Annotated in this window: 24 protein-coding genes and 1 other annotated feature; of the genes, 15 read left to right on the plus strand and 9 right to left on the minus strand. The window is 56.9% G+C overall.

Going from position 1 to position 25,490, the window contains the following annotated elements:
- Positions 1-68 precede the first annotated feature (68 nt).
- The 4 genes from L6R44_RS09760 to L6R44_RS09775 form a co-directional block, all read right to left on the minus strand.
- The gene (locus L6R44_RS09760) at positions 69-785 is read right to left on the minus strand and encodes a DUF1120 domain-containing protein (protein ID WP_237424015.1); all 717 of its coding nucleotides are present in this window, start codon (positions 783-785) and stop codon (positions 69-71) included.
- Between the two features lie 239 nt (positions 786-1,024).
- Positions 1,025-1,735: a DUF1120 domain-containing protein gene (locus L6R44_RS09765; RefSeq protein WP_032643993.1), complete on the minus strand. Its 711-nt coding sequence runs from the start codon at positions 1,733-1,735 to the stop codon at positions 1,025-1,027.
- Between the two features lie 234 nt (positions 1,736-1,969).
- Complete coding sequence (gene lplA / locus L6R44_RS09770) at positions 1,970-2,986, minus strand: lipoate--protein ligase LplA (RefSeq protein ID WP_032643994.1); 1,017 nt, start codon at positions 2,984-2,986, stop codon at positions 1,970-1,972.
- Positions 2,987-3,025: 39 nt separating this feature from the next.
- Positions 3,026-3,670 (minus strand): YtjB family periplasmic protein, encoded by a 645-nt coding sequence (locus tag L6R44_RS09775; RefSeq protein WP_032643995.1) that lies wholly within the window; start codon positions 3,668-3,670, stop codon positions 3,026-3,028.
- Between the two features lie 117 nt (positions 3,671-3,787).
- On the opposite strand from L6R44_RS09775, the gene serB reads away from it, so the two are divergent.
- The 3 genes from serB (at position 3,788) to nadR (ending at position 7,484) form a co-directional block, all read left to right on the plus strand.
- Complete coding sequence (gene serB, locus L6R44_RS09780) at positions 3,788-4,756, plus strand: phosphoserine phosphatase (RefSeq protein ID WP_032643996.1); 969 nt, start codon at positions 3,788-3,790, stop codon at positions 4,754-4,756.
- Between the two features lie 74 nt (positions 4,757-4,830).
- The gene (gene radA / locus L6R44_RS09785; RefSeq protein ID WP_023310326.1) at positions 4,831-6,216 is read left to right on the plus strand and encodes a DNA repair protein RadA; all 1,386 of its coding nucleotides are present in this window, start codon (positions 4,831-4,833) and stop codon (positions 6,214-6,216) included.
- 35 nt (positions 6,217-6,251) lie between these two features.
- Positions 6,252-7,484 carry a multifunctional transcriptional regulator/nicotinamide-nucleotide adenylyltransferase/ribosylnicotinamide kinase NadR gene (nadR, locus tag L6R44_RS09790; protein WP_237424016.1) on the plus strand — a complete coding sequence of 411 codons (1,233 nt, stop codon included), beginning with the start codon at positions 6,252-6,254 and terminating at the stop codon, positions 7,482-7,484.
- A gap of 64 nt (positions 7,485-7,548) precedes the next feature.
- Here nadR and L6R44_RS09795 read toward each other — a convergent pair whose 3' ends face one another.
- Positions 7,549-8,550: a zinc-binding alcohol dehydrogenase family protein gene (locus tag L6R44_RS09795; protein ID WP_237424017.1), complete on the minus strand. Its 1,002-nt coding sequence runs from the start codon at positions 8,548-8,550 to the stop codon at positions 7,549-7,551.
- 108 nt (positions 8,551-8,658) lie between these two features.
- On the opposite strand from L6R44_RS09795, the gene L6R44_RS09800 reads away from it, so the two are divergent.
- Complete coding sequence (locus L6R44_RS09800) at positions 8,659-9,558, plus strand: LysR family transcriptional regulator (protein ID WP_237424018.1); 900 nt, start codon at positions 8,659-8,661, stop codon at positions 9,556-9,558.
- A gap of 515 nt (positions 9,559-10,073) precedes the next feature.
- Here the strand turns inward: L6R44_RS09800 and ettA are convergent.
- Positions 10,074-11,741, minus strand: a complete 1,668-nt coding sequence (gene ettA / locus L6R44_RS09805) for an energy-dependent translational throttle protein EttA (RefSeq protein ID WP_047060206.1) — start codon at positions 11,739-11,741, stop codon at positions 10,074-10,076.
- A gap of 227 nt (positions 11,742-11,968) precedes the next feature.
- Here ettA and sltY point away from each other — a divergent pair, with 227 nt between their 5' ends.
- Positions 11,969-13,906 (plus strand): murein transglycosylase, encoded by a 1,938-nt coding sequence (gene sltY, locus L6R44_RS09810; protein ID WP_237424019.1) that lies wholly within the window; start codon positions 11,969-11,971, stop codon positions 13,904-13,906.
- Positions 13,907-13,961: 55 nt separating this feature from the next.
- The gene (gene trpR, locus L6R44_RS09815) at positions 13,962-14,288 is read left to right on the plus strand and encodes a trp operon repressor (protein ID WP_021240574.1); all 327 of its coding nucleotides are present in this window, start codon (positions 13,962-13,964) and stop codon (positions 14,286-14,288) included.
- Here trpR and yjjX read toward each other — a convergent pair.
- Complete coding sequence (yjjX, locus tag L6R44_RS09820; protein ID WP_008502058.1) at positions 14,285-14,800, minus strand: inosine/xanthosine triphosphatase; 516 nt, start codon at positions 14,798-14,800, stop codon at positions 14,285-14,287. The genes trpR and yjjX overlap by 4 nt on opposite strands.
- A 50-nt stretch (positions 14,801-14,850) precedes the next feature.
- Between yjjX and gpmB the strand changes: the two genes are divergently transcribed.
- Positions 14,851-15,498, plus strand: a complete 648-nt coding sequence (gpmB, locus tag L6R44_RS09825) for a 2,3-diphosphoglycerate-dependent phosphoglycerate mutase GpmB (RefSeq protein ID WP_013095504.1) — start codon at positions 14,851-14,853, stop codon at positions 15,496-15,498.
- Here gpmB and robA read toward each other — a convergent pair.
- Positions 15,495-16,364 carry an MDR efflux pump AcrAB transcriptional activator RobA gene (gene robA, locus L6R44_RS09830; protein ID WP_032644002.1) on the minus strand — a complete coding sequence of 290 codons (870 nt, stop codon included), beginning with the start codon at positions 16,362-16,364 and terminating at the stop codon, positions 15,495-15,497. The genes gpmB and robA overlap by 4 nt on opposite strands.
- A 211-nt stretch (positions 16,365-16,575) precedes the next feature.
- Between robA and creA the strand changes: the two genes are divergently transcribed.
- The 4 genes from creA to creD are packed head-to-tail and all read left to right on the plus strand — an operon-like array spanning position 16,576 to position 20,583.
- The gene (creA, locus tag L6R44_RS09835; RefSeq protein ID WP_032644003.1) at positions 16,576-17,046 is read left to right on the plus strand and encodes a protein CreA; all 471 of its coding nucleotides are present in this window, start codon (positions 16,576-16,578) and stop codon (positions 17,044-17,046) included.
- Between the two features lie 14 nt (positions 17,047-17,060).
- Positions 17,061-17,750 (plus strand): two-component system response regulator CreB, encoded by a 690-nt coding sequence (gene creB, locus L6R44_RS09840; RefSeq protein WP_237424020.1) that lies wholly within the window; start codon positions 17,061-17,063, stop codon positions 17,748-17,750.
- On the plus strand, positions 17,750-19,174 hold the full coding sequence (creC, locus tag L6R44_RS09845) for a two-component system sensor histidine kinase CreC (RefSeq protein ID WP_237424021.1): 1,425 nt from the start codon (positions 17,750-17,752) through the stop codon (positions 19,172-19,174). The genes creB and creC overlap by 1 nt, the downstream gene beginning before the upstream one ends.
- Positions 19,175-19,230: 56 nt before the next feature.
- Positions 19,231-20,583, plus strand: a complete 1,353-nt coding sequence (gene creD / locus L6R44_RS09850; protein WP_237424022.1) for a cell envelope integrity protein CreD — start codon at positions 19,231-19,233, stop codon at positions 20,581-20,583.
- Positions 20,584-20,628: 45 nt separating this feature from the next.
- Here creD and arcA read toward each other — a convergent pair whose 3' ends face one another.
- Positions 20,629-21,345 (minus strand): two-component system response regulator ArcA, encoded by a 717-nt coding sequence (gene arcA, locus L6R44_RS09855; protein ID WP_003856501.1) that lies wholly within the window; start codon positions 21,343-21,345, stop codon positions 20,629-20,631.
- A 95-nt stretch (positions 21,346-21,440) separates the two neighbouring features.
- Between arcA and yjjY the strand changes: the two genes are divergently transcribed.
- The 4 genes from yjjY (at position 21,441) to thrA (ending at position 25,490) form a co-directional block, all read left to right on the plus strand.
- Entirely contained in the window at positions 21,441-21,581 is a 141-nt protein-coding gene (gene yjjY, locus L6R44_RS09860) for a protein YjjY (RefSeq protein WP_085928893.1), read from the plus strand.
- Between the two features lie 399 nt (positions 21,582-21,980).
- Positions 21,981-22,667: a tRNA/rRNA methyltransferase gene (locus L6R44_RS09865; protein ID WP_237424023.1), complete on the plus strand. Its 687-nt coding sequence runs from the start codon at positions 21,981-21,983 to the stop codon at positions 22,665-22,667.
- 211 nt (positions 22,668-22,878) lie between these two features.
- Positions 22,879-22,947 carry a thr operon leader peptide gene (gene thrL, locus L6R44_RS09870; protein ID WP_015572623.1) on the plus strand — a complete coding sequence of 23 codons (69 nt, stop codon included), beginning with the start codon at positions 22,879-22,881 and terminating at the stop codon, positions 22,945-22,947.
- Positions 22,886-23,003: a sequence feature (Thr leader region), on the plus strand. It overlaps the preceding gene by 62 nt.
- A 24-nt stretch (positions 23,004-23,027) precedes the next feature.
- On the plus strand, positions 23,028-25,490 hold the full coding sequence (gene thrA, locus L6R44_RS09875) for a bifunctional aspartate kinase/homoserine dehydrogenase I (protein ID WP_237424024.1): 2,463 nt from the start codon (positions 23,028-23,030) through the stop codon (positions 25,488-25,490).

The following is a 25,490-nucleotide window of genomic DNA, read 5'->3' on the forward strand; positions in this document are numbered from 1 at the left end:
ATATTTATATTTAACAGTGGGTTGAAAACTCCCCACCTGCATGGGGAGTTTGGCGTCGCGAATGCGGGTTACAGATAAACCAGCGTGATTGTGGACTGACCGTCCAGGTCGGTTCTGTCAGTCAGGGTCAGGTTTTTGCTTGGCGCAATTGCCAGCGCGATTTTCAGAGGGAAGGCCGCAGTCGTGAAGGCCAGTGGAGCGCGTTCGCCGGTTTTGGCAACGGTCAGCACGTCTGTACCGTCGTTAGTGAGGATGCCGGTAGCCCAGAGGTTGATCCAACTTCTGCTGCTGATGGTGCCCCCGGTATACATGGTTGCAGCGATAGGCTGAACGGTTGCGCCATCCGCGGTGACCGCGTTCATATAAGTTGCAACCGAGTAGGCGCCGATGTTTTCGCCAGCGCTGGTTTTACCTACACCGTTGAGCTGGTAATCGCCGTATGCCGCCGAGCCGCTTGCGGTTCCGTTATCCACGTGAAACTCGCTTGATGATTTATGCGCACCCGCGTTGGAGTCTCTGCGGTCATCGGTAATTGTCCAGCCAACACGCGTTGCGGACTGGCATTTGATGGTCAGAGTGACATCTTTATGTCCGGCCTGATAGGCCACGGCGGAGGAGAGTGAGTCCAGACCCACTTCGCCAAAATCGGCCACGCCGCCATTGCTAATTTCAGGAACGCAGCCCGCGCTGGTCAGCGTACCGTGGACTTTTAACATTGCCGTCGGTTCTGCATAAACTGCGGTCGCCGCCATCATCAGAACGGAGGCGAGAAGGCTCTTTTTCATTGTTATTCCTTAACCATAGAAAGAGATAATTCAGATATTTTCGGTTTAAATGAATCTTGCCAATAGATAATTTTTGGCGTAGGACTCGGGGGCGATTCTATTAACGAATCAACGCATTAAGTAGTTAGTTTTTCTTACGACAATATTGAGATTTAATAATGTCGATTACACATTTCTGAACGTATGTTTCAGGGAAAAACGGCGGATAAATCCGCCGTTGAGTAATACATTTATATCTATTACAGATAAACCAGAGTGATGGTGGTTTCGCCGCTCAGCTGTGCTTCGTCTGTGGTGGACAGACGGTTGGTGTTAACAATTGCCAGAGAAACCTTGAACGGGAAAACAACGTTGGTGATGGCCAGCGGTGCGGTATAACCCGGTCTGGTCGCGGTCATGATCTCGGCGTTACCGTTGGCAATCACGCCGGTGCCCAGGTTACGCCACAGATATTCGCCTTTGCTGTTGACGAAGTTTGGCGCAAAAATAGCCTGAGCAGGAATGCCGTTAGCGGTGATTTCATTGACGCGGGTGCTGATCGCATAGGCGCCAATTTTATCCCCAGCCGCGGTGGTGCCTACGCCGTAGGTGGTACCTGCACCGTAAACATCCCCACCGGTGTCGGTCGCGTCGCGAATGTAAAACTCGCTGGAGCTCAGGTTGTTCGCCGCATTGGAATCTTCTTTGTTATCGGCAATACTCCAGGCCACTTTGGTCGCTGACGGGCAGTTGATGGTCAGGGACATTTCCTTATGGCCCATCTGGTTGGTCTGGGTTGGCGAAAGCTGATCCAGCGCGATAGTGCCAAAATCAATCGATCCGCCGTTGCTTAATTCCGGCGTGCAGGATGCATGGTTCATCTTGCCCTGAACTTTCATTACGATGCTGCCGTCTGCGAAGGCAGCCGAAGAGGTCATCGCAATCAGCGTTGCGAGAAGAAGCTTTTTCATTGTTATTCCTTAACCATTAATAAATGAAATGAATAAAATATTGTGAAGTCATTAACTTGCTGAAATGCAAGTGCAGGGATTCTATTAATGGTTATCGTTATTACTGTAATGAGTATTTCTAATCTCTGAATTGAGTTTTATTAAAATGTGTAAATACATTCATTGGTGTATTTACACATTTCAGCAGACTGAGAGCAGAATAAACTATTTCCCCTTATTAATCTGGGGCGATGATTATTTTGTCGATCGGGCGATCCACGCCGATAATTCACGCAATTCCCGCGCTTGTTCAGGGAAACGGTCCAGCAACGTCTCACACGCCTGTTGCAATATATCGGAGCGATAGACGCAGCCCTGCAGGCGTGACGCCAACGCTTCCAGCGGTGCCGGGTTGAGACTATCCGTAAAAATTTGCGTGCGGGTGATATGCCCTTTCTCCACGTCAAAGTGCAGCTCCACGCCGCCCCAGGTAAAACGCTCGTCCAGCAGATGAGAAAACGCCGGAGCCTGACCGAAGTTCCACTCCCAGCTGCTCTGGCGGGCGAAGGTTTCCGCAAAGTTGGGCAGGTCCGGGGTTTGGTCAGGGGAGATGACTTCTGCTTCCACGCGCTCGCCGTAATGTGCAAAGAAAGCATCACGGATCGCATCGCAGATCTGCTCGTGAGTAATCCCCGGCAGCAGCTCCACCAGATTTGCCACGCGTCCGCGTACGGAGGTAATGCCCTTAGCCTGGAGCTTTTTCTTATCGGGATTCAGGTAGTTCGCCAGACGGCTCAGATCGGCGTTCAGCAGCAGGGTACCGTGATGGAATCCGCGATCCATCGTTTCGCGATAGGCGGAGCCGGAGACCTTCCGGTCGCCCTCGGGGGTTTTCACCACCAGATCGTTACGTCCGGACGCTTCTGCCGTCACGCCGAGCGAATTCAGCGCGTTGAGCACAATTGAGGTGGAGATGGTTTTGTCGTATTCCGGTTTGCCTGCCATAAAGGTAAAGCAGGTATTGCCCAGATCGTGAAACACCGCGCCGCCGCCGCTGCTCCGGCGCGCGAGGCGGACGTTGTCCTCCTCCATGCGCCGCGTATTGCACTCTTTCCACGGGTTTTGCGCGCGGCCAATCACCACCGTATCGGCGTTACGCCAGAGAAAGAGGACGCGCTGGGTGGCGGGCATCTGGCGGAAAATGCACTCTTCTACCGCGAGATTAAACCAGGGATCGTAAGAGTCAGAGATAAGCAGGCGTAACGTCGTCATGGCAAAGTTCCTTTTCCGAATCGTTCGCCTACTTTATCACTATTCTTTCTTCTCGCTCTCTTCGTCTTCCGGGACCGACCGGCTGGCGGTCAGCAGGAACGGGGATTGCTGCCAGCGCGAGCGCTTGCCGCGAAGCAGGGTGCGCGCCAGCACCACGCCGATGGCGAGCGAAAGCAGCAGCATCAGGCGCAGAATGTTGGTGGTATTATCAACCTGTTTGGCCTCGGTTGGCAGGGTGTGGGTATCGAGGGTGAGGCGCAGATAGCCCAGCGGGCCATTTTTACCCTGAATAGGTTCGACGATCTGCTGGTTAAAATAGCCGCCAGCTTTTTTGCCGTCCAGCGCCAGCCTGTCGCGCACGTCGACGTGCTCACCCGCGCGGGCAATCAGGTTGCCTTGCTCATCATAGACGCCGGCATCAAGTATGCGGCTGTTCTCCGTAAGCAGGCGTAAAACCTGGCCTATACGCTTATCGTCCGGCGTTTCGGTACGCATGGACGGCGCGACGTTGAGCGTCACCTGGCGTGCCAGCGTGCGGGCCAGCTCTTCAAACTGCGGGTTGCGTTGCCGTTGGTGATTCTGGCTAAACCACGATGCCCCTTGCATCAGCACCACTAATAGTGCGAGACAGGAAAGGACAATCACGGCGCGATGGAGCCGGAATTTCAGTTTTGCGCGAGCCATATTCCACCTGCTGAAAATTTACGGCTTAATGTTGCCAGAAGTGATGGTTACAGGGTAGCCTGATGCGTTATTTTCCCTCTGCAACCTTCCGGCGCGAACGAAATTACAGGAGCTTTAATGCCGAACATTACCTGGTGTGACCTGCCAACGGATGTCTCTTTATGGCCAGGATTGCCGCTCTCGTTAAGTGGCGATGAGGTGATGCCTCTGGATTACCACGCCGGTCGTAGCGGCTGGCTCCTCTACGGACGCGGCCTGGATAAGCAACGCCTGACCCAGTATCAAAGCAAGCTGGGCGCGGCGATGGTCATCGTCGCCGCCTGGTGCGTGGAAGACTATCAGGTTATCCGCCTGGCGGGCTCCCTGACGCAGCGCGCCACGCGCCTGGCGCATGACGCCGGGCTGGACGTTGCGCCGCTGGGGAAAATTCCGCACCTGAAAACGCCGGGCCTGCTGGTGATGGACATGGACTCAACCGCCATTCAGATCGAGTGTATTGACGAGATTGCGAAACTGGCGGGCAGCGGCGAGCTGGTGGCGGAAGTCACCGAGCGTGCGATGCGCGGCGAGCTGGACTTCACCGCCAGCCTGAGACAGCGCGTAGCGACCCTGAAAGGGGCCGATGCCAACATTCTGCGCCAGGTGCGCGACGTGCTGCCGCTGATGCCGGGGCTGACGCAGCTAGTGCTAAAGCTGCAGTCCCTCGGCTGGAAGGTGGCGATCGCCTCCGGCGGCTTCACCTTCTTCGCGGATTATCTGCGCGAGAAGCTGCATCTGACTACCGTGGTCGCCAACGAGCTGGAGATCATGGACGGCAAGCTGACCGGACAGGTGATTGGCGACATCGTTGATGCCCAGTACAAAGCCAATACGCTGACCCGTCTGGCAGAAAAATATGAAATCCCGGTCGTGCAGACCGTCGCCATCGGGGACGGCGCGAACGACCTGCCGATGATCAAAGTAGCCGGGCTGGGCATTGCCTACCACGCTAAGCCAAAAGTGAATGAAAAGACGGAAGTGACTATCCGTCACGCTGACCTGATGGGGGTGTTCTGCATTCTCTCCGGCAGCCTTAATCAGAAATAACGGTCTGCCTTGTAGCCCGGGTAAGCGTAAGCGGCACCCGGCACGCAGGCCGCACAGAAATAACGAGGTAAACCGTGGCGAAAGCTCCAAAACGCGCATTTGTCTGTAATGAATGTGGTGCGGACTATCCGCGCTGGCAGGGGCAATGCAGCGCCTGTCATGCCTGGAACACCATCACCGAAGTGCGTGGCGTGGCGGCTTCGCCGAGCGTGGCCCGTAATGAACGCCTGAGCGGCTATGCCGGTAACGCGGGCGTGGCGAAGGTGCAAAAGCTTTCAGACATCAGCCTTGAAGAGCTGCCGCGCTTCTCCACCGGGTTCAAAGAGTTTGACCGCGTGCTCGGCGGCGGCGTGGTGCCGGGCAGCGCGATCCTGATCGGCGGTAACCCGGGGGCGGGTAAATCGACTCTGCTGCTGCAAACGCTCTGCAGGCTCGCTGAACAGATGAAAACCCTGTACGTCACGGGCGAAGAATCACTCCAGCAGGTGGCGATGCGCGCGCACCGCCTGGGCCTGCCGACCGGCAACCTGAACATGCTCTCCGAAACCAGCATCGAGCAGATCTGCATGATCGCCGAAGAAGAGCAGCCGAAGCTGATGGTGATCGACTCCATCCAGGTGATGCACATGGCGGACATCCAGTCCTCGCCGGGCAGCGTTGCGCAGGTGCGTGAAACCGCGGCCTACCTGACGCGCTTTGCCAAAACGCGCGGCGTGGCGATTGTGATGGTCGGCCACGTCACCAAAGACGGCTCGCTGGCGGGGCCGAAGGTGCTGGAACACTGTATCGACTGCTCCGTGATGCTCGACGGCGACGCGGACTCGCGCTTCCGCACCCTGCGCAGCCATAAAAACCGTTTTGGTGCGGTGAATGAGCTGGGCGTTTTCGCCATGACCGAGCAGGGGCTACGCGAAGTCAGCAACCCGTCGGCCATCTTCCTGAGCCGTGGCGATGAGATCACCTCCGGCAGTTCGGTGATGGTGCTGTGGGAAGGGACGCGCCCCCTGCTTGTCGAAATTCAGGCGCTGGTGGACGTGTCGATGATGGGCAACCCGCGGCGCGTGGCGGTCGGTCTGGAACAGAACCGGCTGGCAATCCTGCTGGCGGTGCTGCACCGCCACGGCGGACTGCAGATGGCGGATCAGGACGTCTTCGTGAACGTGGTCGGCGGCGTCAAGGTCACCGAGACCAGCGCAGACCTGGCGCTGCTGCTGGCGATGGTCTCCAGCCTGCGCGACAGGCCGCTGCCGCAGGATCTGGTCGTCTTCGGCGAAGTGGGGCTGGCCGGGGAGATCCGTCCGGTGCCGAGCGGGCAGGAGCGTATCTCCGAGGCGGCAAAACACGGCTTCCGCCGGGCGATCGTGCCCGCGGCCAACGTGCCGAAAAAAATCCCGGAAGGGATGCAGGTTTTCGGCGTGAAGAAACTCGCTGATGCGTTAAATGTCTTTGACGACTTATAATTACGTATTGGATTTTGCAGGAGGCACCGTAATTTATGTCATCATTTGACTACATCAAGACCGCAATCCGCCAGAAGGGCTGCACGCTGCAGCAGGTGGCGGACGCCAGCGGTATGACCAAAGGCTACCTGAGCCAGCTGCTGAACGCCAAAATCAAAAGCCCCAGCGCGCAAAAGCTTGAAGCGCTGCACCGCTTTCTGGGGCTGGAGTTCCCGCGTATGCAAAAGAACATCGGCGTGGTGTTCGGCAAGTTTTACCCGCTGCATACCGGACACATCTACCTGATTCAGCGCGCCTGTAGCCAGGTTGACGAGCTGCACATCATCATGGGCTACGACGAAACCCGCGATCGTCAGCTGTTTGAAGACAGCGCCATGTCGCAGCAGCCGACCGTGCCGGACCGCCTGCGCTGGCTGCTTCAGACCTTTAAATACCAGAAAAATATTCGCATTCATGCCTTTAACGAAGAGGGCATGGAGCCGTATCCGCACGGCTGGGACGTGTGGAGCAACGGCATCAAAGCGTTTATGGAAGAGAAGGGCATAGCGCCCAACTGGATCTACACCTCTGAAGAGTCCGACGCGCCGCAGTTCCGCGAGCATCTGGGCATTGAGACGGTGCTGATCGATCCGAAACGTACCTTTATGAACATCAGCGGAGCGCAGATCCGTGAAAACCCGTTCCGCTACTGGGATTACATCCCGACCGAGGTAAAGCCGTTCTTCGTGCGCACCGTCGCGATCCTGGGCGGCGAGTCGAGCGGTAAATCCACGCTGGTCAACAAGCTGGCGAATATCTTCAATACCACCAGCGCGTGGGAGTATGGCCGCGATTACGTCTTCTCGCACCTCGGCGGCGACGAGATGGCGCTGCAGTATTCCGACTACGACAAAATCGCCCTCGGTCACGCCCAGTACATTGATTTCGCCGTGAAGTACGCCAACAAAGTGGCGTTTATCGATACCGATTTCGTCACCACGCAGGCGTTTTGTAAGAAATACGAGGGGCGCGAACACCCGTTCGTGCAGGCGCTGATTGACGAATACCGCTTTGACCTGGTGATCCTGCTGGAGAACAACACCCCGTGGGTGGCCGACGGCATGCGCAGCCTCGGCAGCTCCGTGGACAGGCGGGAATTCCAGACCATGCTGGTGGATATGCTCAATGAGAACAACGTGGAGTTTATGCACGTGGAAGAGTCGGACTACGACTCCCGTTTCCTGCGCTGCGTCGAGCTGGTGAAGGAGATGATGGGGGAGCAGGGTTAAAGACGGCTCCGTGCGATCCCCTCTCCCCTATGGGGAGAGGGTTAGGGTGAGGGGAACAAGCCACTCAGAACGCAACCACCACTTTCCCCCGCATATGCCCGTCCAGCACCTTACGGTGCGCCTCGGTAATACTTTCCACGCTCAGTCCGTGCAGGGTTTCACTCAGCGAACTTTCTACCACGCCGTTATCCACCAGCTTCGCCACCTCATTGAGGATCTCGCCCTGACGCGCCATGTCGGCGGTCTGGTACATGCTCCGGGTGTACATAAATTCCCAGTGCAGGGCGGCGGATTTAGACTTCAGCTTGTCCTGGTTCAGCGGACGTTCATTCTCAACGATGGAGCAGATATGCCCCTGCGGCGCAATCAGCTCGCTGACCGCATCCCAGTGGCCGTCGGTATCGTTGAGGATGAAAATGTAATCCACAAAGGTCAGCCCGTGTTTCGCCAGCTCGCCTTTCAGATCGCGGTAATTTACCACCACATCAGCCCCGCGATCGCGGCACCACTGCGCGGAATCTTCGCGGGACGCCGTCGCGACGATCTTCACCTTGCTGTTGTGCTTCGCAAAGGGGATCGCCAGCGAACCCACGCCGCCCGCGCCGCCGATAATCAGCAGCGTCTTCTCCGCCCCGGCATCCTGAATGTTCAGCCGTTCAAACAGACCTTCCCACGCGGTGAGCGCGGTCAACGGCAGCGCCGCCGCCGCCGCCCAGCCGAGGCTGGCAGGCTTGTGCCCGACAATGCGCGCGTCGATCAGCTGGTGGGTGGTGTTGCTGCCCGGACGGGTGATGTCGCCCGCGTACCACACTTCATCCCCTGGTTTGAATCCGGTGACGCCAGCCCCAACGGCTTTCACAATCCCGCTGGCATCCCACCCGAGCACGCGCGGCTCGCTCAGACCGCTTTTAGCAATGCCCGCGTGGACTTTGGTATCGACCGGGTTAACGGAGGCGGCCTTCACCTCTACCAGCAGATCGCGCTCGCCGGGCTGCGGCATTGGCGGGGTGATTTCAATAAAGGTGCTGGGATTCGCAGGATTAACGGCAATGGCTTTAACTGACATGGTGTGCTCCTCAATGGCATGCGTTTTATTGAGGCTAGTCTATTAAGTGGCCAGCTGCGTGATAAGATGGACAATCAAGAACTCAGCGTTCGTACAGGGTGAACAATCATGTTTAAACAGCTGCAGGATATGGCGCTGTTCGCGCTGGTGGCAGAGATGGGCAGCTTTACCGCTGCCGCTCAGAAGGCCGAACTGCCGAAATCCAGCGTAAGCCAGCGCATCAGCCAGCTGGAGCAGCAGGTGGGGATACGCCTGCTCAACCGCACGACCCGCAGAATCAGCCTGACGTTTGCAGGCGAGCACTATCTGGTGCACTGTCGCGAAATGCTGGCGGCCAGCGAGCGGGCGGAGTATGCCATTCAGCGTCTGCGCGAAAACCCGAGCGGACGGCTGCGCATCACCTGCCCGGCGGGGATTGGGGCGACGCTGCTGGCGCATATGAATGCCGCGTTCCAGCTTCGCTATCCCGACGTATCGCTGGATGTGTCGATCTCCGATGACGTTGTGGACCTGGTCGAGTCCGGCTTTGACGTGGCGCTGCGTACCGGCAAGCCGCAGGACTCCTCCCTGATTGGCCGAATGATCGGGCATTGTCCGCGCTACATGCTGGCCTCGCCGGACTATCTGGCGCGTCGGGCGCCGCTCACGCACCCCCGTCAGCTGGTGGAGCACCGCAGCATTACGCACAGAGCCTGGTCGGAGTGGCTTCTGCGAAGCGAAAATGAGGATTACCGCTACCTGCCTGATAACGCGCACATGACCGATAATCTGGTGTACGCCCGCGAGTGCGCGATGGCCGGGGCGGGGATCACGCTGCTGCCCGCCTTTATGCTGGAAGATAAGGTTGAAAAGGGCGCGCTGGTGCAGGTGCTGCCGGAGTGGAACGTTGAAGGGAACGACCTGTGGCTGGCCTACCCGAGCCGCAAGCTGAACTCGCCCGCGCTGATGAGCTATATCGAGTTTGCGATGCAGTTTGACGAGGTGAAGCGGTATTACGTGGGGCGGTGATTATGTGCGGCCTGATGCCCTCTCCCACGGGGCTGAGGGATCCCCACAAAATAATACCTGCACGGACGACCCCCCTCTCCCTTGAGGGAGAGGGCTGGGGTGAGGGGGAACATACGGCTGTGGGGGTCATTCCGTTCACTTCATGTTCCTTGCTACTCTGTGACAACATGACCGGTGAACGTGCCAGGGTGGCTCAATCGCCACCACCCTGGCGACCCGGGCTCCCGGCGGTAAATCGCCGCTTCGCGGTGCCCTCAGCTTATTCCTCCCGGCTTATCGGGGACGGGCGGAGGTAACGTCCCTGTAAAGCCCGCCCTCTCGGCGCATCCATGCGCCTCGCCCCGGCCTTCCGGAAACGCTTCGGCGATTTACAGCCGGACCAGGGCGTCGCTGTAAGTCATTAATTTTGCATAAGAAACGTTAATCGCTTCAGGTAAAAAATTACTGGGGATTCCCCAGCCCACGGGGAGAGGGAACAAACATAAAAAACGGCAACCGAAGTTGCCGTTTTGCTTTTATTTCGAAATACGCTTGTACTTAATACGCTTCGGCTCCAGCGCGTCGGCGCCCAGCGTGCGTTTCTTGTACTCTTCGTATTCGGTGAAGTTACCTTCGAAGAACTCCACCTTACCTTCATCCTGGTAGTCCAGGATGTGGGTCGCGATACGGTCCAGGAACCAGCGGTCGTGCGAGATAACCATCGCGCAGCCCGGGAACTCCAGCAGGGCGTTTTCCAGCGCGCGCAGGGTTTCAATGTCCAGGTCGTTTGTTGGTTCATCGAGCAGCAGCACGTTACCGCCCACCTGCAGCAGCTTCGCCAGGTGCAGACGACCGCGCTCACCGCCAGACAGCTCGCCCACGCGTTTGCCCTGGTCGGTGCCCTTGAAGTTGAAGCGGCCAACGTAGGCGCGGCTTGGCATTTCGGTGTTGCCGATACGCATGATATCCAGACCGCCGGAAACCTCTTCCCACACGGTTTTGCTGTTGTCCATCGCGTCACGGAACTGGTCAACGGACGCCAGCTTCACGGTCTCGCCCAGGGTGATAGAGCCGCTGTCAGGCTGCTCCTGACCGGACATCATGCGGAACAGGGTCGATTTACCCGCGCCGTTCGGACCGATGATCCCGACGATAGCCCCTTTCGGTACGGAGAAGGTCAGGTCGTCAATCAGCAGGCGGTCGCCGTATGACTTACGCAGATTGGTGACTTCAACCACTTTATCCCCCAGACGTGCTCCAGGCGGAATAAACAGTTCGTTGGTTTCGTTACGTTTCTGGTATTCGGTGTTGTTCAGCTCTTCAAAGCGCGCCAGACGGGCTTTGCCCTTAGACTGACGGCCTTTAGCGCCCTGACGCACCCACTCCAGCTCTTTCTCGATAGACTTACGACGCGCCGCTTCCTGAGAAGCTTCCTGCGCCAGACGCTGATCTTTCTGCTCCAGCCAGGAGGAGTAGTTGCCTTCCCACGGAATACCCTCGCCGCGGTCCAGCTCCAGGATCCAGCCGGCGACGTTGTCGAGGAAGTAACGGTCGTGTGTAATCGCCACAACGGTGCCTTCGAAGTCGTGCAGGAAGCGCTCCAGCCACGCCACGGATTCCGCATCCAGGTGGTTCGTCGGTTCGTCCAGCAGCAGCATGTCTGGTTTTTCCAGCAGCAGGCGGCACAGCGCCACGCGGCGGCGCTCACCACCGGAGAGATTCGCGATTTTCGCATCCCAGTCCGGCAGGCGCAGGGCGTCAGCCGCGCGCTCCAGCTGCACGTTCAGGTTATGACCGTCGTGCGCCTGGATAATCTCTTCATACTTGCCCTGCTGCGCGGCCAGCTTGTCGAAGTCCGCATCCGGCTCGGCGTATTTGGCATACACTTCATCCAGACCTTTCAGGGCGTTAACCACTTCGGAAACCGCTTCTTCAACGGATTCACGCACGGTGTGTTCCGGGTTCAGCTGAGGTTCCTGCGGCAGGTAGCCGATCTTGATGCCGGGCTGCGGACGGGCTTCACCTTCGATGTCTGTATCGATGCCGGCCATGATGCGCAGCAGGGTGGACTTACCGGCACCGTTGAGACCCAGAACACCGATTTTTGCGCCCGGGAAGAAGCTCAGCGAGATATTTTTAAGAATATGACGTTTCGGCGGGACAACTTTGCCGACACGATGCATGGTATAAACGAATTGAGCCACGTTGGACTTCGCCTCTTTTATCGTAATGAGAAGGAATTTCAGCCTCGAAGTGTAGCCTTTTTCACGCCCTAATCCCAGCCAGGAACGTCGGGAGTGTTAAAACGCGCAAGAAAGGTAAAAAAGTGTCCATAACGTGGCGCGTTGCAGGATGCCTGGTTAGCATAAGTTGGTGTGACTTTGACGTGGCAAGACGCTGCAATTGACGAAAAAACAATGAGGAAGAGCGTGTGGAAAAAGCCAAACGGGTGGTCTGGCGTCTGCTGGCTGCCAGCGTATGCGTAATGGCGGTAAGCCAGGCGGTATATGCCGATTCACTGGATGAACAACGTAATCGCTACGCTCAGATTAAACAGGCGTGGGACAACAGGCAGATGGATACCGTGCAGGCGCTGATGCCGACGCTCAAGGATTATCCGCTGTATCCGTATCTGGAGTATCGCCAGATTACGGACGATCTCATGAACCAGCCTACCGTTACCGTAAATAACTTCATCCAGGCGAACCCGACCCTGCCGCCTGCCCGAAATCTTCAGTCTCGTTTCGTGAATGAGCTGGCGCGTCGCGAAGACTGGCGCGGCCTGCTGGCGTTTAGCCCTGAAAAGCCGAACACCACCGAAGCGCAGTGTAACTACTACTATGCGAAATGGGCGACCGGACAGCAGGAAGAAGCCTGGGCCGGGGCGAAAGAGCTCTGGCTGACCGGCAAAAGCCAGCCGAACGCCTGTGATTCTCTGTTCGGCGCGTGGCGCGCCTCCGGCAAGCAGGATCCGCTGGCCTATCTTGAGCGTATCCGCCTGGCGATGAAGGCCGGCAACACGCGTCTGGTGACCACGCTGGCGGGTCAGATGCCGTCCGATTACCAGACGATCTCCACCGCGGTTATCTCGCTGGCAAACGATCCCAACAGCGTCCTGACCTTTGCCCGCAGCACGGGCGCGACCGATTTTACCCGCCAGATGGCGGCGGTCGCCTTTGCCAGCGTGGCGCGTGACGACGTGGAAAACGCCCGGCTGATGATCCCGCAGCTGGTGCAGGCGCAGCAGCTCAATGAGGAGCAAACCCAGGAGCTGCGCGATATCGTGGCGTGGCGACTGATGGGCACCGACGTGACCGACGAACAGGCGCGCTGGCGAGACGATGCCATCATGCGTTCGAACTCCACGTCGCTGGTGGAGCGCCGCGTGCGCATGGCGCTGGGTACGGGCGATCGTCGTGGGCTCAATACCTGGCTTGCGCGGTTGCCAATGGAGGCCAAAGAGAAAGACGAATGGCGCTACTGGCAGGCCGATCTGCTGATGGAGCGCGGTCGTGATGATGAAGCCAAAGAGATCCTTCATTCGCTGATGCAGCAGCGCGGGTTCTACCCGATGGCGGCCGCGCAGCGCCTGGGCGAGGAGTACACCTTCCGCATTGATAAAGCGCCTGCCAACGCGAACCCGGCGCTGACGCAGGGGCCGGAAATGGCGCGCGTTCGCGAGCTGATGTACTGGAATATGGATAACACCGCGCGCAGCGAGTGGGCGAACCTGGTGACCAGCCGCACCACCGACGAAAAAGCCCAGCTTGCTCGCTATGCGTTTGATAATCACTGGTGGGATCTCAGCGTGCAGGCGACGATCGCCGGCAAGCTCTGGGATCATCTCGAAGAGCGTTTCCCGCTGGCTTACAAGGATCTGTTCGATCGCTACACCAGCGGCAAAGATATCCCGCAAAGCTACGCGATGGCGATTGCTCGTCAGGAGAGCGCGTGGAACCCGAAGGTCCGCTCCCCGGTGGGGGCCAGCGGTCTGATGCAGATTATGCCGGGCACGGCGACGCACACGGTGAAGATGTTTAACATCCCTGGGTACAGCAGCCCGTCACAGCTGCTGGATCCGGATACCAACATCAACATCGGCACGAGCTACCTGCAGTACGTCTATCAGCAGTTCGGCAATAACCGCATCTTCTCGTCGGCGGCCTATAACGCGGGGCCGGGACGCGTGCGTACCTGGCTCGGCAACAGCGCCGGACGCATCGACGCCGTGGCGTTTGTTGAGAGCATTCCGTTCTCGGAAACGCGCGGCTACGTGAAGAACGTGCTGGCCTATGACGCCTACTATCGCTACTTCATGGGGCAGAAAGATACCCTGATGAGCGACGCCGAGTGGCAGAGACGTTACTGATCGGCGTGGGTTGTGTTATGCTGTACTCGCTAATGAGTACAAGAGGCAGCATAACATGACCCAGCATTCCCCGTATTCCTCGGCCATGGCCGAACAACGTCATCAGGAGTGGCTTCGTTTTGTGGAGCTGCTTCGCCAGTCTTACGAGCAGGATCTGCATTTACCCCTGATGCAGCTGATGCTCACGCCGGACGAGCGCGAGGCGCTGGGTACGCGCGTGCGGATAATTGAAGAGTTGCTGCGCGGCGAGATGAGCCAGCGCGAGCTGAAAAATGAGCTCGGCGCGGGCATCGCAACGATCACCCGCGGATCGAACAGCCTGAAGTCGGCGCCGGTCGAATTGCGCCAGTGGCTGGAAGCGGTATTGTTGAAAAACGCCTAACGATAGATCGCGTTATGGAACGGGCTTAGCGCCAGGATCACCGCCTGGTGATAAACGCCTGAACGCGTCAGCGCGCCGGCGGTAAAGACGCCAATCGCCCCTTCTTTACGGCCAATCTCATCAATGCCGGTGTACTGCGACATCACCGGCCCGAGCGCTTCACCCGCACGCACTTTTTCCAGAATGATTTCCGGCAGGGGCAGGGTGGCCGAACGCGCTTCGCCGCGCTGTTCACGGCTTTCGATCACCACCCAGCTAAAGGTTGCGCCTTCGTCGATACCGGCTTCAATCGCCACCCAAAAGTCCGCATCCGGTGCCGCAGCCCTGGCATTTGCCACGCGATTTCGTGCGCCAGCGCGCGTTTCCTCGCTGCCAAACGGCTGTTCAGGAACGCCACTCTCGACGCCGATGGCCTCAATATGGCAGGATCCTGCGCCGAAGATCTCGTCAAATGCCCTTAGAATTGCCTGAATTTTGGCAGGATTAGTGGTAGCAGAGACAACATGGTGCATAATTAAGCTCGATTCAAAAAAAACTCATCGCAGTATAACGGAAAAAAAGCATGTTACAGGTATACCTTGTTCGCCACGGTGAAACGCAGTGGAACGCCGAGCGACGTATTCAAGGCCAGTCAGACAGTCCTCTCACTGAGAAGGGCGTGCAGCAAGCGTGGCAGGTGGCGGAGCGTGCCAGAACGCTGGGCATTACCCACGTGATTACCAGCGATTTAGGTCGCACACAGCAGACGGCGCGCATCATCGCAGATGCCTGCGGCTGTGACGTACTGCTTGAACCGCGCCTGCGCGAGCTGGATATGGGCGTGCTGGAAAAACGCCATATCGATACGCTGACGGAAACGGAAGAGGGCTGGCGCCGCACGCTGGTGAACGGTACCGAAGATGGCCGCATTCCTGAAGGCGAATCCATGCAGGAGCTCAGCGTGCGTATGCATGCCGCGCTGGCGGAATGCCTGAAGCTTCCGGCGGGAAGCCGTCCGCTGCTGGTGAGTCACGGGATTGCGTTGGGTTGCCTGGTGAGCACCATTCTGGGATTACCGGCTTACGCCGAGCGTCGTCTGCGTCTGCGCAACTGCTCTATTTCCCGCATTGATTATCAGGAAAGCGCATGGCTGGCGTCGGGCTGGGTCGTGGAGATGGCAGGGGACATTTCGCATCTTGATGCCCCTGCGCTTGATGAACTGCAGCGTTAACGACGTATCGGAATCAAGAATTCCATTCGCAGATTGATTGGGCCTTCTTCCGGTTTGGCATCCTGCGCCGGGTAGTAGCGCTCAATGTCCTGACCTTTACGGCGATTCAGATTCAGCATCGGCATGCAGGTTCCGTAAACGGTCAGGATGAACTCCTGGACCCCCGTTCCCAGACCTTCATAGGCGAACATCACGTATTCGCCGCCTTCCAGTACGACAGGCTTAGACCCCTGAATGTAGCCATTGGCCATCTCTGGCGTCAGCGCGGTGGTGTAGAATACCTCCTGCTCGTCGTCTTTTTCCTGGCTTGGGTGCGTTTCGTTGAGGCCATACAGGATGGGCGGGATCGCCGGCGCGTGGCTCAGGAAGTCGCGCCAGAACTGAACGCGCATCTGATGACGGAACTCGGAGATCTGCTCCAGGGAGCAGGAGTAGCTCTGGGTTGTACCGATCAGATGGGTTTCCGGCAGCGTAACGATGTCATACTTCGGCATGGCGAATTCGCCCAGGCGCAGCGGCGGACGCATGCCAAACGAGCTCCAGTCAGGGGAGCGACGATAAAGCGCTGGCGTCAACGAGAACTGTTTTTTAAAGGCGCGGGTGAAGGTCTGCTGCGAATCGAAACGATACTGCAGGGCAATATCCAGGATCGGCCGCGCGGTCAGGCGCAGTGCCACAGCAGATTTCGATAAACGACGCGCGCGAATATAGGCCCCGATAGCATGACCGGTGACATCCTTGAACATCCTTTGCAGATGCCACTTGGAATAGCCTGCTTTAGCCGCCACATTATCCAGTGACAAAGGCTGGTCGAGATGACCTTCCAGCCAGGTGAGCAGGTCGCGAATAATTCCAGCCTGATCCATATACTATCCTCATCCTTAAAACAGCAGGTGCCTGATAACAGGTTAGCGGATAATAGCATTTTTTGATGTTTTAGCATTCAGTGTTTTTTTTGCGCTTAAATGCTTTTTCGCTACGATTTTGGGTGAATATATTCTAATCCTGTGATCTTGCTACATTTTTGTCTAAAGTGTTGAATAATCGATCAGCGTAATTTTAAAGAATGGTAACAATATGAAATACAAGACTTTGATCCTCACCGCGTTAATGTTGATGGTTGGGCGCGTGGCGCAGGCTGAACAGATTGGTTCCGTCGATACCGTGTTTAAAATGTTTGGCCCAGACCACAAAATCGTGGTGGAGGCGTTTGACGATCCGGACGTGAAAAACGTTACCTGCTACGTCAGCCGCGCGAAAACGGGCGGTATCAAAGGCGGTTTGGGGCTGGCGGAAGACACCTCCGACGCGGCAATCTCCTGCCAGCAGGTGGGGCCGGTTGAATTGAGCGATAAAATTAAAAACGGTAAAGCGCAGGGCGACGTGGTATTCCAGAAACGGACCTCGCTGGTGTTTAAAAAGCTGCAGGTGGTGCGTTTCTACGACGCGAAGCGCAATACGCTGGCTTACCTGGCCTATTCTGACAAAGTAGTGGAAGGCTCGCCGAAAAACGCGATCAGCGCGGTGCCGATTATGCCGTGGCATTAATTCAGGGATGAGCTATGCAACAACCTGTGATCTGGCTGGTTGAGGACGAAACCAGTATCGCCGATACGCTGATCTACATGCTTCAGCAGGAAGGATTCGCGGTAAAGGCGTTTGAACGCGGTTTACCCGTGCTCGAGGAGGCGCGACGGCAGGTACCAGCGCTCGCTATTCTGGATGTTGGTCTGCCGGACATCAGTGGGTTTGAGCTTTGCCGCCGGCTGCTGGCGCAGCATCCTTCGCTGCTCGTGCTGTTTCTGACGGCGCGCAGTGATGAGGTAGATAAGCTGCTTGGCCTGGAAATAGGCGCTGATGACTACGTTGCGAAACCCTTCTCCCCCCGTGAAGTCTGCGCGCGGGTGCGGACGATTTTACGGCGCATGCAAAAATCTGCCGCGCCAACAGAGACGCTGCGCATCGGGCAGTTTGAACTGAACGAGCCTGCCGCGCGCATTAGCTGGTACGGTGAAGCTCTCCCCCTGACCCGATACGAATTCTTGTTGCTCAAAACCCTGCTACAGGCCCCCGGGCGGGTATTTTCACGTCAGCAGCTGATGGACAAGGTATGGGGCGAAGACGGCGACAGCTTCGATCGAACCGTGGACACCCACATCAAAACCCTGCGCGCCAAGCTGCGGGCGGTGAATGAGGAAATTTCGCCCATCAGCACCCATCGCGGTATGGGCTATAGTCTGGGCCTTTACTGATGCGCATTGGGATGCGGTTGTTGCTGGGATATTTCCTGATCGTCGCCATCGCCGCGTGGTTCGTGCTGTCGATCTTTGTTCAGGAAGTGAAGCCCGGCGTGCGCAGGGCCACCGAGGGCACGCTAATCGATACCGCGACCCTGTTGGCCGAAATCGGACGCGATGATTTGCTTTCGGGTCATGCGCAGCAGGGGAAACTGGCGCAGGCCTTTTCTCAGCTTCATCAGCGCCCTTTTCGCGCCAATATCGGCGGGATTCATAAAGTGCGTAACGAGTATCACGTCTACATGACCGATGCGCAGGGCCGCGTCGTGTTTGATTCCGCGGGTCTGGCCGTGGGGCAAGACTACTCGTGCTGGAACGATGTCTGGCTGACGCTTCGCGGCGAATACGGCGCGCGCAGTACTCAAAGTAAATCCGACGATCCGGAGAGCACGGTGATGTATGTGGCCGCGCCGGTTGTGGAGCAGGGCAAGATTATCGGCGTGCTGTCGGTCGGGAAACCGAACAGCGCGATGGCACCGGTGATTCACCGCAGCGAGCGACGTATCCTCTGGGCAGGCGGGGCGCTGCTCGGCATTGCTCTCCTGATTGGCTTTGCAGTGGCGTGGTGGATCAATCGATCCATCGCTACGTTATCGCGCTATGCCGACTCGGTGACCACGGATGCGCCTCTGCCGCTGCCTAATCCAGGCAGTAGCGAACTGCAAAAGCTGGCCCAGGCGCTGGAGAATATGCGCATTCGCCTGGAAGGGAAAAACTACATTGAACGCTACGTCCATGCGCTGACCCACGAGCTGAAAAGCCCCCTCGCCGCCATACGCGGCGCGGCAGAAATTCTCTCCGAGCAGCCGCCGCCGCAGGTGGCCACGCGGTTTATCGATAATATTCTGGTGCAAAACGCGCGTATGCAGTCGCTGGTTGAAAAACTGCTCACGCAGGCGCGGCTTGAAAATCGGGTCGAGATTACGCCTCAGACCGTCCGTGTCGATCTGCTGTTTACGCGGCTTGCCGACGCGCGCTCGGCGCTGCTGGCGGCAAAAGAGATTGGGCTGACCCTCCAGCCCGCTTCGCGTCATGTTGAAGGGGATCCCGACCTGCTCGAGCAGGCGCTCGGCAATTTGCTGGATAACGCCATCGATTTTACGCCGCAGGGCGGCACCGTTGAACTGGCGGCCCGGGAAGATCAGGGGGAAGTCCGGCTTATCGTCACCGACAGCGGGAGCGGGATCCCGGATTACGCGCTGGAGCGTATTTTTGAACGCTTCTATTCCCTTCCTCGCGAGAACGGGCTGAAGAGCAGCGGGCTCGGGCTGGCGTTTGTCCAGGAGGTGGCGCGTCTGCATCAGGGAGAGATCACATTGCGTAATCGTGATGAAGGTGGCGTGATGGCCACGCTGACGCTTCACCGTCCCTTCACATAGCTTCAAACTGACCCCACATACCCTGGTTACGCTCTCCTCATCACAAAGGAGACGTAATGATGAAATCCCCCCTGTTCTGGAAAGTAAGCACCCTGCTGGGGTGCATTCTGCTGCTGTTAGTCCCGCTGTTTATGGTGAGTAACCTCATTTCAGAGCGTGAAAGCTACCGTAATGATGTCGAAAATACGCTTCGCCAGAGCACCAGCGGACCGCAAAAACTGGTCGGCCCGCTGATTGCGATTCCGGTGACAGAGATCTTTTACAAGCAAGAGGATGAGAAGAAGGTCGAGTACAAGAAAAGCTATCTGCATTTTATCCTCCCGGAGTCTTTGCTTGTTGAGGGTAACCAGCGCGTCGAGTCCAGGAATATCGGCATCTATGACGGCCAAATCTGGAACAACGCTCTCAATATAAAGGCGCAGTTCAACACCGAAAAAATGACGCAGCTGAAAGGGGAAACGATGACCCTGGGGCAGCCGTTTATCGTTGTGGGGGTGGGCGATGCGCGCGGTATTGGCACGGTGAAAGTCTCCAGTATCAACGGCGAGACGCTGAGCGTAGAGCCGGGTTCGGGCGTGTCTGGAGCGCTTTCCGGTGTACATATTCCGCTGACGGATAAAGCGCTGGAGTCAAAAACGTTTGCCATGGAGATGTCGCTGAATCTGGCGGGGACGGGGAGTTTTGCCGTGGTGCCCGTGGGACGTAACAGCGAAATGGAGTTGAACAGCAACTGGCCGCATCCGGGCTTTATGGGCAACTATCTGCCGGTGAAACATAAAATTGGTGATTCAGGTTTTCAGGCGAGCTGGCAGAGCAGCTGGTTTGCAAACAACCTTGAGGGCTGGTTTAACGGGAGCGAATCGCCAGAGTGGGAATCAATCCCTGCTTTTAGCGTTACGGTAGCCACGCCTGCCGATCAGTACCAGCTGACCGATCGTGCGATCAAGTACGCCATTTTACTGATTGCGCTGACGTTTATGGCCTTCTTTGTCTTCGAAACCTTAACCGGATTACGCCTTCACCCGATGCAGTATCTGCTGGTGGGGCTGTCGCTGGTCCTGTTCTATCTGGTGCTGCTGGCGCTGTCTGAACACGTCGGGTTTACGCCCGCGTGGGTTGTTGCAAGCCTGGTGGGTGGAGCAATGAACGGGATGTACCTGCAGGCCGTGCTGAAAAGCTGGAAGCGGAGCGGGCTGTTTGTGCTGGCGCTACTCGGGCTGGACGTGGTGATGTGGTTCCTGCTGCGCTCGGAGGACAGCGCGCTGCTGTTGGGGTCAGCGGTTCTCGCCCTGGCGCTGTTCGCCGTGATGTACCTGACCCGGCATTTCGACTGGTACTCGCTCTCTCAGCCGAAGCGGCGTGAACCACCCGCAGAGCCCGATAACGATACGATGCGGATCTGGAAATAAAAAAACGGCGCAAATGCGCCGTTTTTAAATACGTTAACTGCGGGATTATTCCTGCAGATCGCCGCAGAAACGGTAACCTTCACCGTGGATCGTGGCGATGATTTCCGGCGTATCTGGCGTAGATTCGAAATGCTTACGAATACGACGGATGGTCACGTCTACGGTACGGTCGTGCGGCTTCAGCTCGCGGCCGGTCATTTTCTTCAGCAGTTCTGCACGGGACTGAATTTTGCCCGGGTTTTCGCAGAAGTGCAGCATCGCGCGGAATTCGCTGCGCGGCAGTTTATACTGCTCACCGTTCGGGCTGATCAGCGAACGGCTATTGATATCAAGTTCCCAGCCGTTGAATTTGTAGCTGTCTACGCTACGACGCTCTTCGCTGACCGTACCCAGGTTCATGGTGCGGGACAGCAGGTTGCGTGCACGAATGGTTAACTCGCGAGGATTGAACGGCTTGGTGATGTAGTCATCCGCACCGATTTCCAGGCCAAGAATTTTATCAACTTCGTTATCACGGCCCGTCAGGAACATTAACGCGACGTTCGCCTGCTCGCGCAGTTCGCGCGCCAGAAGAAGACCGTTTTTGCCCGGCAGGTTAATGTCCATGATCACCAGGTTGATATCATTTTCAGAAAGGATCTGATGCATCTCTGCGCCATCGGTCGCTTCAAAGACATCGTAGCCTTCTGCTTCGAAAATGCTCTTTAACGTGTTGCGTGTTACCAACTCGTCTTCAACGATAAGAATGTGCGGGGTCTGCATGTTTGCTACCTAAATTGCCAACTAAATCGAAACAGGAAGTACAAAAGTCCCTGACCTGCCTGATGCATGTCGCAAATTAACATGATCGGCTTAACGTGACTAAAGTACGTAATTGCGTTCTTGATGCACTTTCCATCAACGTCAACAACATCATTAGCTTGGTCTTGGGTACTTTCCCTTTGGACCCGACAGTGTCAAAAACGGCTGTCATCCTAACCATTTTAACAGCAACATAACAGGCTAAGTGACACCAGACACCCAATAAAACTACGCTTCGTTGACATATATCAAGTTCAATTGTAGCACGTTAACAGTTTGATGAAATCATCGTAGCCGAATGCTAGCCTTTGTCACAATTTTTCAATAAACCAACTAGTTGCGGACATTGATTTATAAACAATGCGAATCCAATCAGAATAGGGTATTCATATCGCTATTATCATTATAAAACATAGGGATAATAGTGTTCTGTTAACATTCTAACTGATTGTTCAGACAAGGAATAGTTTAGCGTTTTTAATTTGTTGTGAAACGCTATTTCGGTGATTTGTGTTGCAATTTTGTAAATTCGCGCTGCGTAATATGTTGAAGTGCATCACATTTTTACCGGCTAACTGATTAAAAAGAGAGCATAAATGCATCTGTCGATTGTACTGGTTGCCCCAGCCAGAGCGGAAAATATAGGCGCTGCCGCGCGTGCCATGAAGACCATGGGTTTTACCGATTTACGTATTGTGGACAGTACGGCGCATCTGGAGCCCGCCGCCCGTTGGGTGGCGCACGGTTCGGGAGATATTCTTGATAATATAACCACTTACGCTACGCTTGCCGACGCGCTGCATGACATTTCGTTTACCGTTGCCACCACCGCACGCAGCCGGGCGAAGTTCTATTACTACGCCACGCCTGCCGAGCTGGTGCCCATGCTGGAAGAGAAAAGCCAGTGGCTGGAGAAAGCCGCGCTGGTGTTTGGGCGCGAGGATTCGGGATTAACCAACGATGAGCTGGCGCTGGCTGACGTTCTTACCGGTGCGCCGATGGTCGCGGATTATCCCTCCCTGAACTTAGGCCAGGCGGTCATGGTGTATTGCTATCAATTAGCATCCTTAATACAAATTCCCCAGCCGCAAAATACAGGAACCGATGAAAACCAGCTGGCCGCACTTCGCGCTCGCGTGGATAACCTGTTAGTGCAGCTGAATGTCGCTGGCGATCAAAAAATGGCTGACTGGCTGCACCAGCGTCTTGGGCGACTTGAACAGCGGGACACGGCAATGTTGCACCGTTTGCTACACGATATTGAAAAAAAATTAGCCGAGTAAAATACTGCCATAAGTTTTTATTATGGCGAATAAGTCTGTCTGGGTGGGTTGCATATGGGGGAATCGGATGAAAATAAATCGGCGAGCAGCGGGACGTGAGAGTCTCGCGAATTGTGATCAAATTAAAAATTCGTTGACTTAAGGTGCCCGATCCTTTAACCCTAAAAGAATACAGCACAGACAGATAATAATGACAGAGTACACAACATCCATGAAACGCATCAGCATCACCACCATTACCACAACCATCATCATTACCACAGGTAACGATGCGGGCTGACGCGTACAGGAAAAACAAAAAAAAGCCCGCACCTGAACAGTGCGGGCTTTTTTTTCGGCTAAAGGAAACGAGGTAGAACCATGCGAGTGTTGAAGTTCGGCGGTACATCAGTGGCAAATGCAGAGCGATTTCTGCGTGTTGCCGATATCCTGGAAAGCAACGCCAGGCAGGGGCAGGTTGCGACCGTGCTCTCTGCCCCGGCAAAAATCACGAACCATCTGGTGGCGATGATTGAAAAAACCATCGGTGGCCAGGATGCACTCCCGAACATCAGCGACGCAGAGCGTATCTTCGCTGACCTGCTGCAGGGGCTGGCAGAGGCGCTGCCTGGTTTCCCGCACGCGCAGCTGAAGTCCTTCGTTGAGCAGGAATTCGCGCAAATTAAACACGTCCTGCACGGCATCAGCCTTCTCGGCCAGTGCCCGGACAGCGTCAACGCGGCGCTGATCTGCCGCGGAGAAAAACTCTCTATCGCCATCATGGCCGGCGTGCTGGAAGCGCGCGGCCATCGCGTGACCGCGATCGATCCGGTTGAAAAACTGCTGGCGGTGGGCCACTACCTCGAATCCACCGTTGATATTGCCGAATCAACCCGCCGTATCGCCGCCAGCAAAATCCCCGCTGACCATATGATCCTGATGGCAGGCTTCACCGCCGGTAACGAGAAGGGCGAGCTGGTGGTGCTGGGCCGTAACGGCTCCGACTACTCTGCCGCCGTGCTGGCCGCCTGCTTACGCGCGGACTGTTGCGAGATCTGGACTGACGTCGACGGGGTCTATACCTGCGACCCGCGCCAGGTTCCGGACGCCAGGCTGCTGAAGTCGATGTCGTACCAGGAAGCGATGGAGCTTTCCTACTTCGGCGCCAAAGTGCTTCACCCGCGTACCATCTCCCCGATTGCCCAGTTCCAGATCCCTTGCCTGATTAAAAACACCGGTAACCCGCAGGCGCCGGGCACGCTGATTGGCGCGAGCACCGATGAGGACGGCCTGCCGGTGAAAGGCATCTCCAACCTGAATAACATGGCGATGTTCAGCGTCTCCGGTCCGGGAATGAAAGGGATGGTCGGCATGGCGGCGCGCGTCTTTGCGGCCATGTCCCGCAACGGGATCTCGGTGGTGCTGATTACCCAATCCTCTTCCGAATACAGCATCAGCTTCTGCGTGCCGCAGGCTGACTGCCTGCGCGCTCGCCGCGCGCTCGAGGAAGAGTTCTACCTGGAGCTGAAAGAAGAGCTGCTGGAGCCGCTCGCGATTCAGGAGCGTCTGGCGATTATCTCTGTCGTCGGCGACGGCATGCGCACCCTGCGCGGCATCTCCGCCAAGTTCTTTGCCGCGCTGGCGCGGGCCAATATAAACATCGTGGCGATTGCCCAGGGCTCGTCAGAGCGTTCTATCTCCGTGGTGGTGGATAACGACGATGCCACCACCGGCGTGCGCGTGGTTCACCAGATGCTGTTCAACACCGATCAGGTCATCGAGCTGTTCCTGATTGGCGTGGGCGGCGTAGGCGGCGCGCTGCTGGAGCAGGTGAAGCGTCAGCAGGCGTGGCTGAAGAAGAAACATATCGATCTGCGCGTCTGCGGCATCGCGAATTCCAAAGCGCTGTTGACTAACGTCCACGGCCTGAACCTGGAAAACTGGCAGGCCGAGATGAATGAGGCGAAAGAGCCTTTCAACCTGGGCCGCCTGATCCGTCTGGTAAAAGAGTATCACCTGCTTAACCCGGTGATCGTCGACTGTACCTCGAACCAGGCGGTGGCCGACCAGTACGCGGACTTCCTGCGCGAAGGTTTCCACGTGGTGACGCCGAACAAAAAGGCCAACACCTCGTCGATGGATTACTATCACCAGCTGCGCCTGGCGGCGAGCAAGTCGCGCCGCAAGTTCCTGTACGACACCAACGTGGGCGCGGGCCTGCCGGTTATCGAGAACCTGCAGAACCTGCTTAACGCGGGCGACGAGCTGCAGCGTTTCTCCGGCATTCTCTCCGGCTCCCTGTCGTTTATCTTCGGCAAGCTGGACGAGGGCACGAGCCTCTCGGAAGCGACCCGCGCCGCGCGCGAGCTGGGCTATACCGAGCCGGATCCGCGGGACGATCTCTCCGGCATGGACGTGGCGCGCAAGCTGCTGATCCTCGTGCGCGAAACGGGCCGCGAGCTGGAGCTTTCGGATATTGTGATTGAACCCGTGTTGCCAGCCGAGTTTGACAGCAGCGGTGATGTCAGCACCTTTATGGCAAATTTACCCCAGCTTGACGATGCTTTTGCCGCGCGCGTGGCGAAAGCCCGTGATGAAGGTAAGGTATTGCGCTATGTTGGCAACATTGAAGAAGATGGCGTGTGCCGGGTGAAGATTGCTGAAGTGGACGGCAACGACCCGCTATACAAAGTCAAAAACGGCGAAAACGCCCTCGCGTTTTACAGCCACTATTATCAGCCACTGCCGCTGGTACTTCGCGGCTATGGCGCAGGGAACGATGTTACGGCGGCGGGTGTGTTTGCCGATCTGCTGCGTACCCTGTCATGGAAGTTAGGAGTTTAA

It is taken from the genome of Enterobacter cloacae complex sp. ECC445, from assembly GCF_021892025.1.
GTDB classification, from domain to species: domain Bacteria; phylum Pseudomonadota; class Gammaproteobacteria; order Enterobacterales; family Enterobacteriaceae; genus Enterobacter; species Enterobacter chengduensis.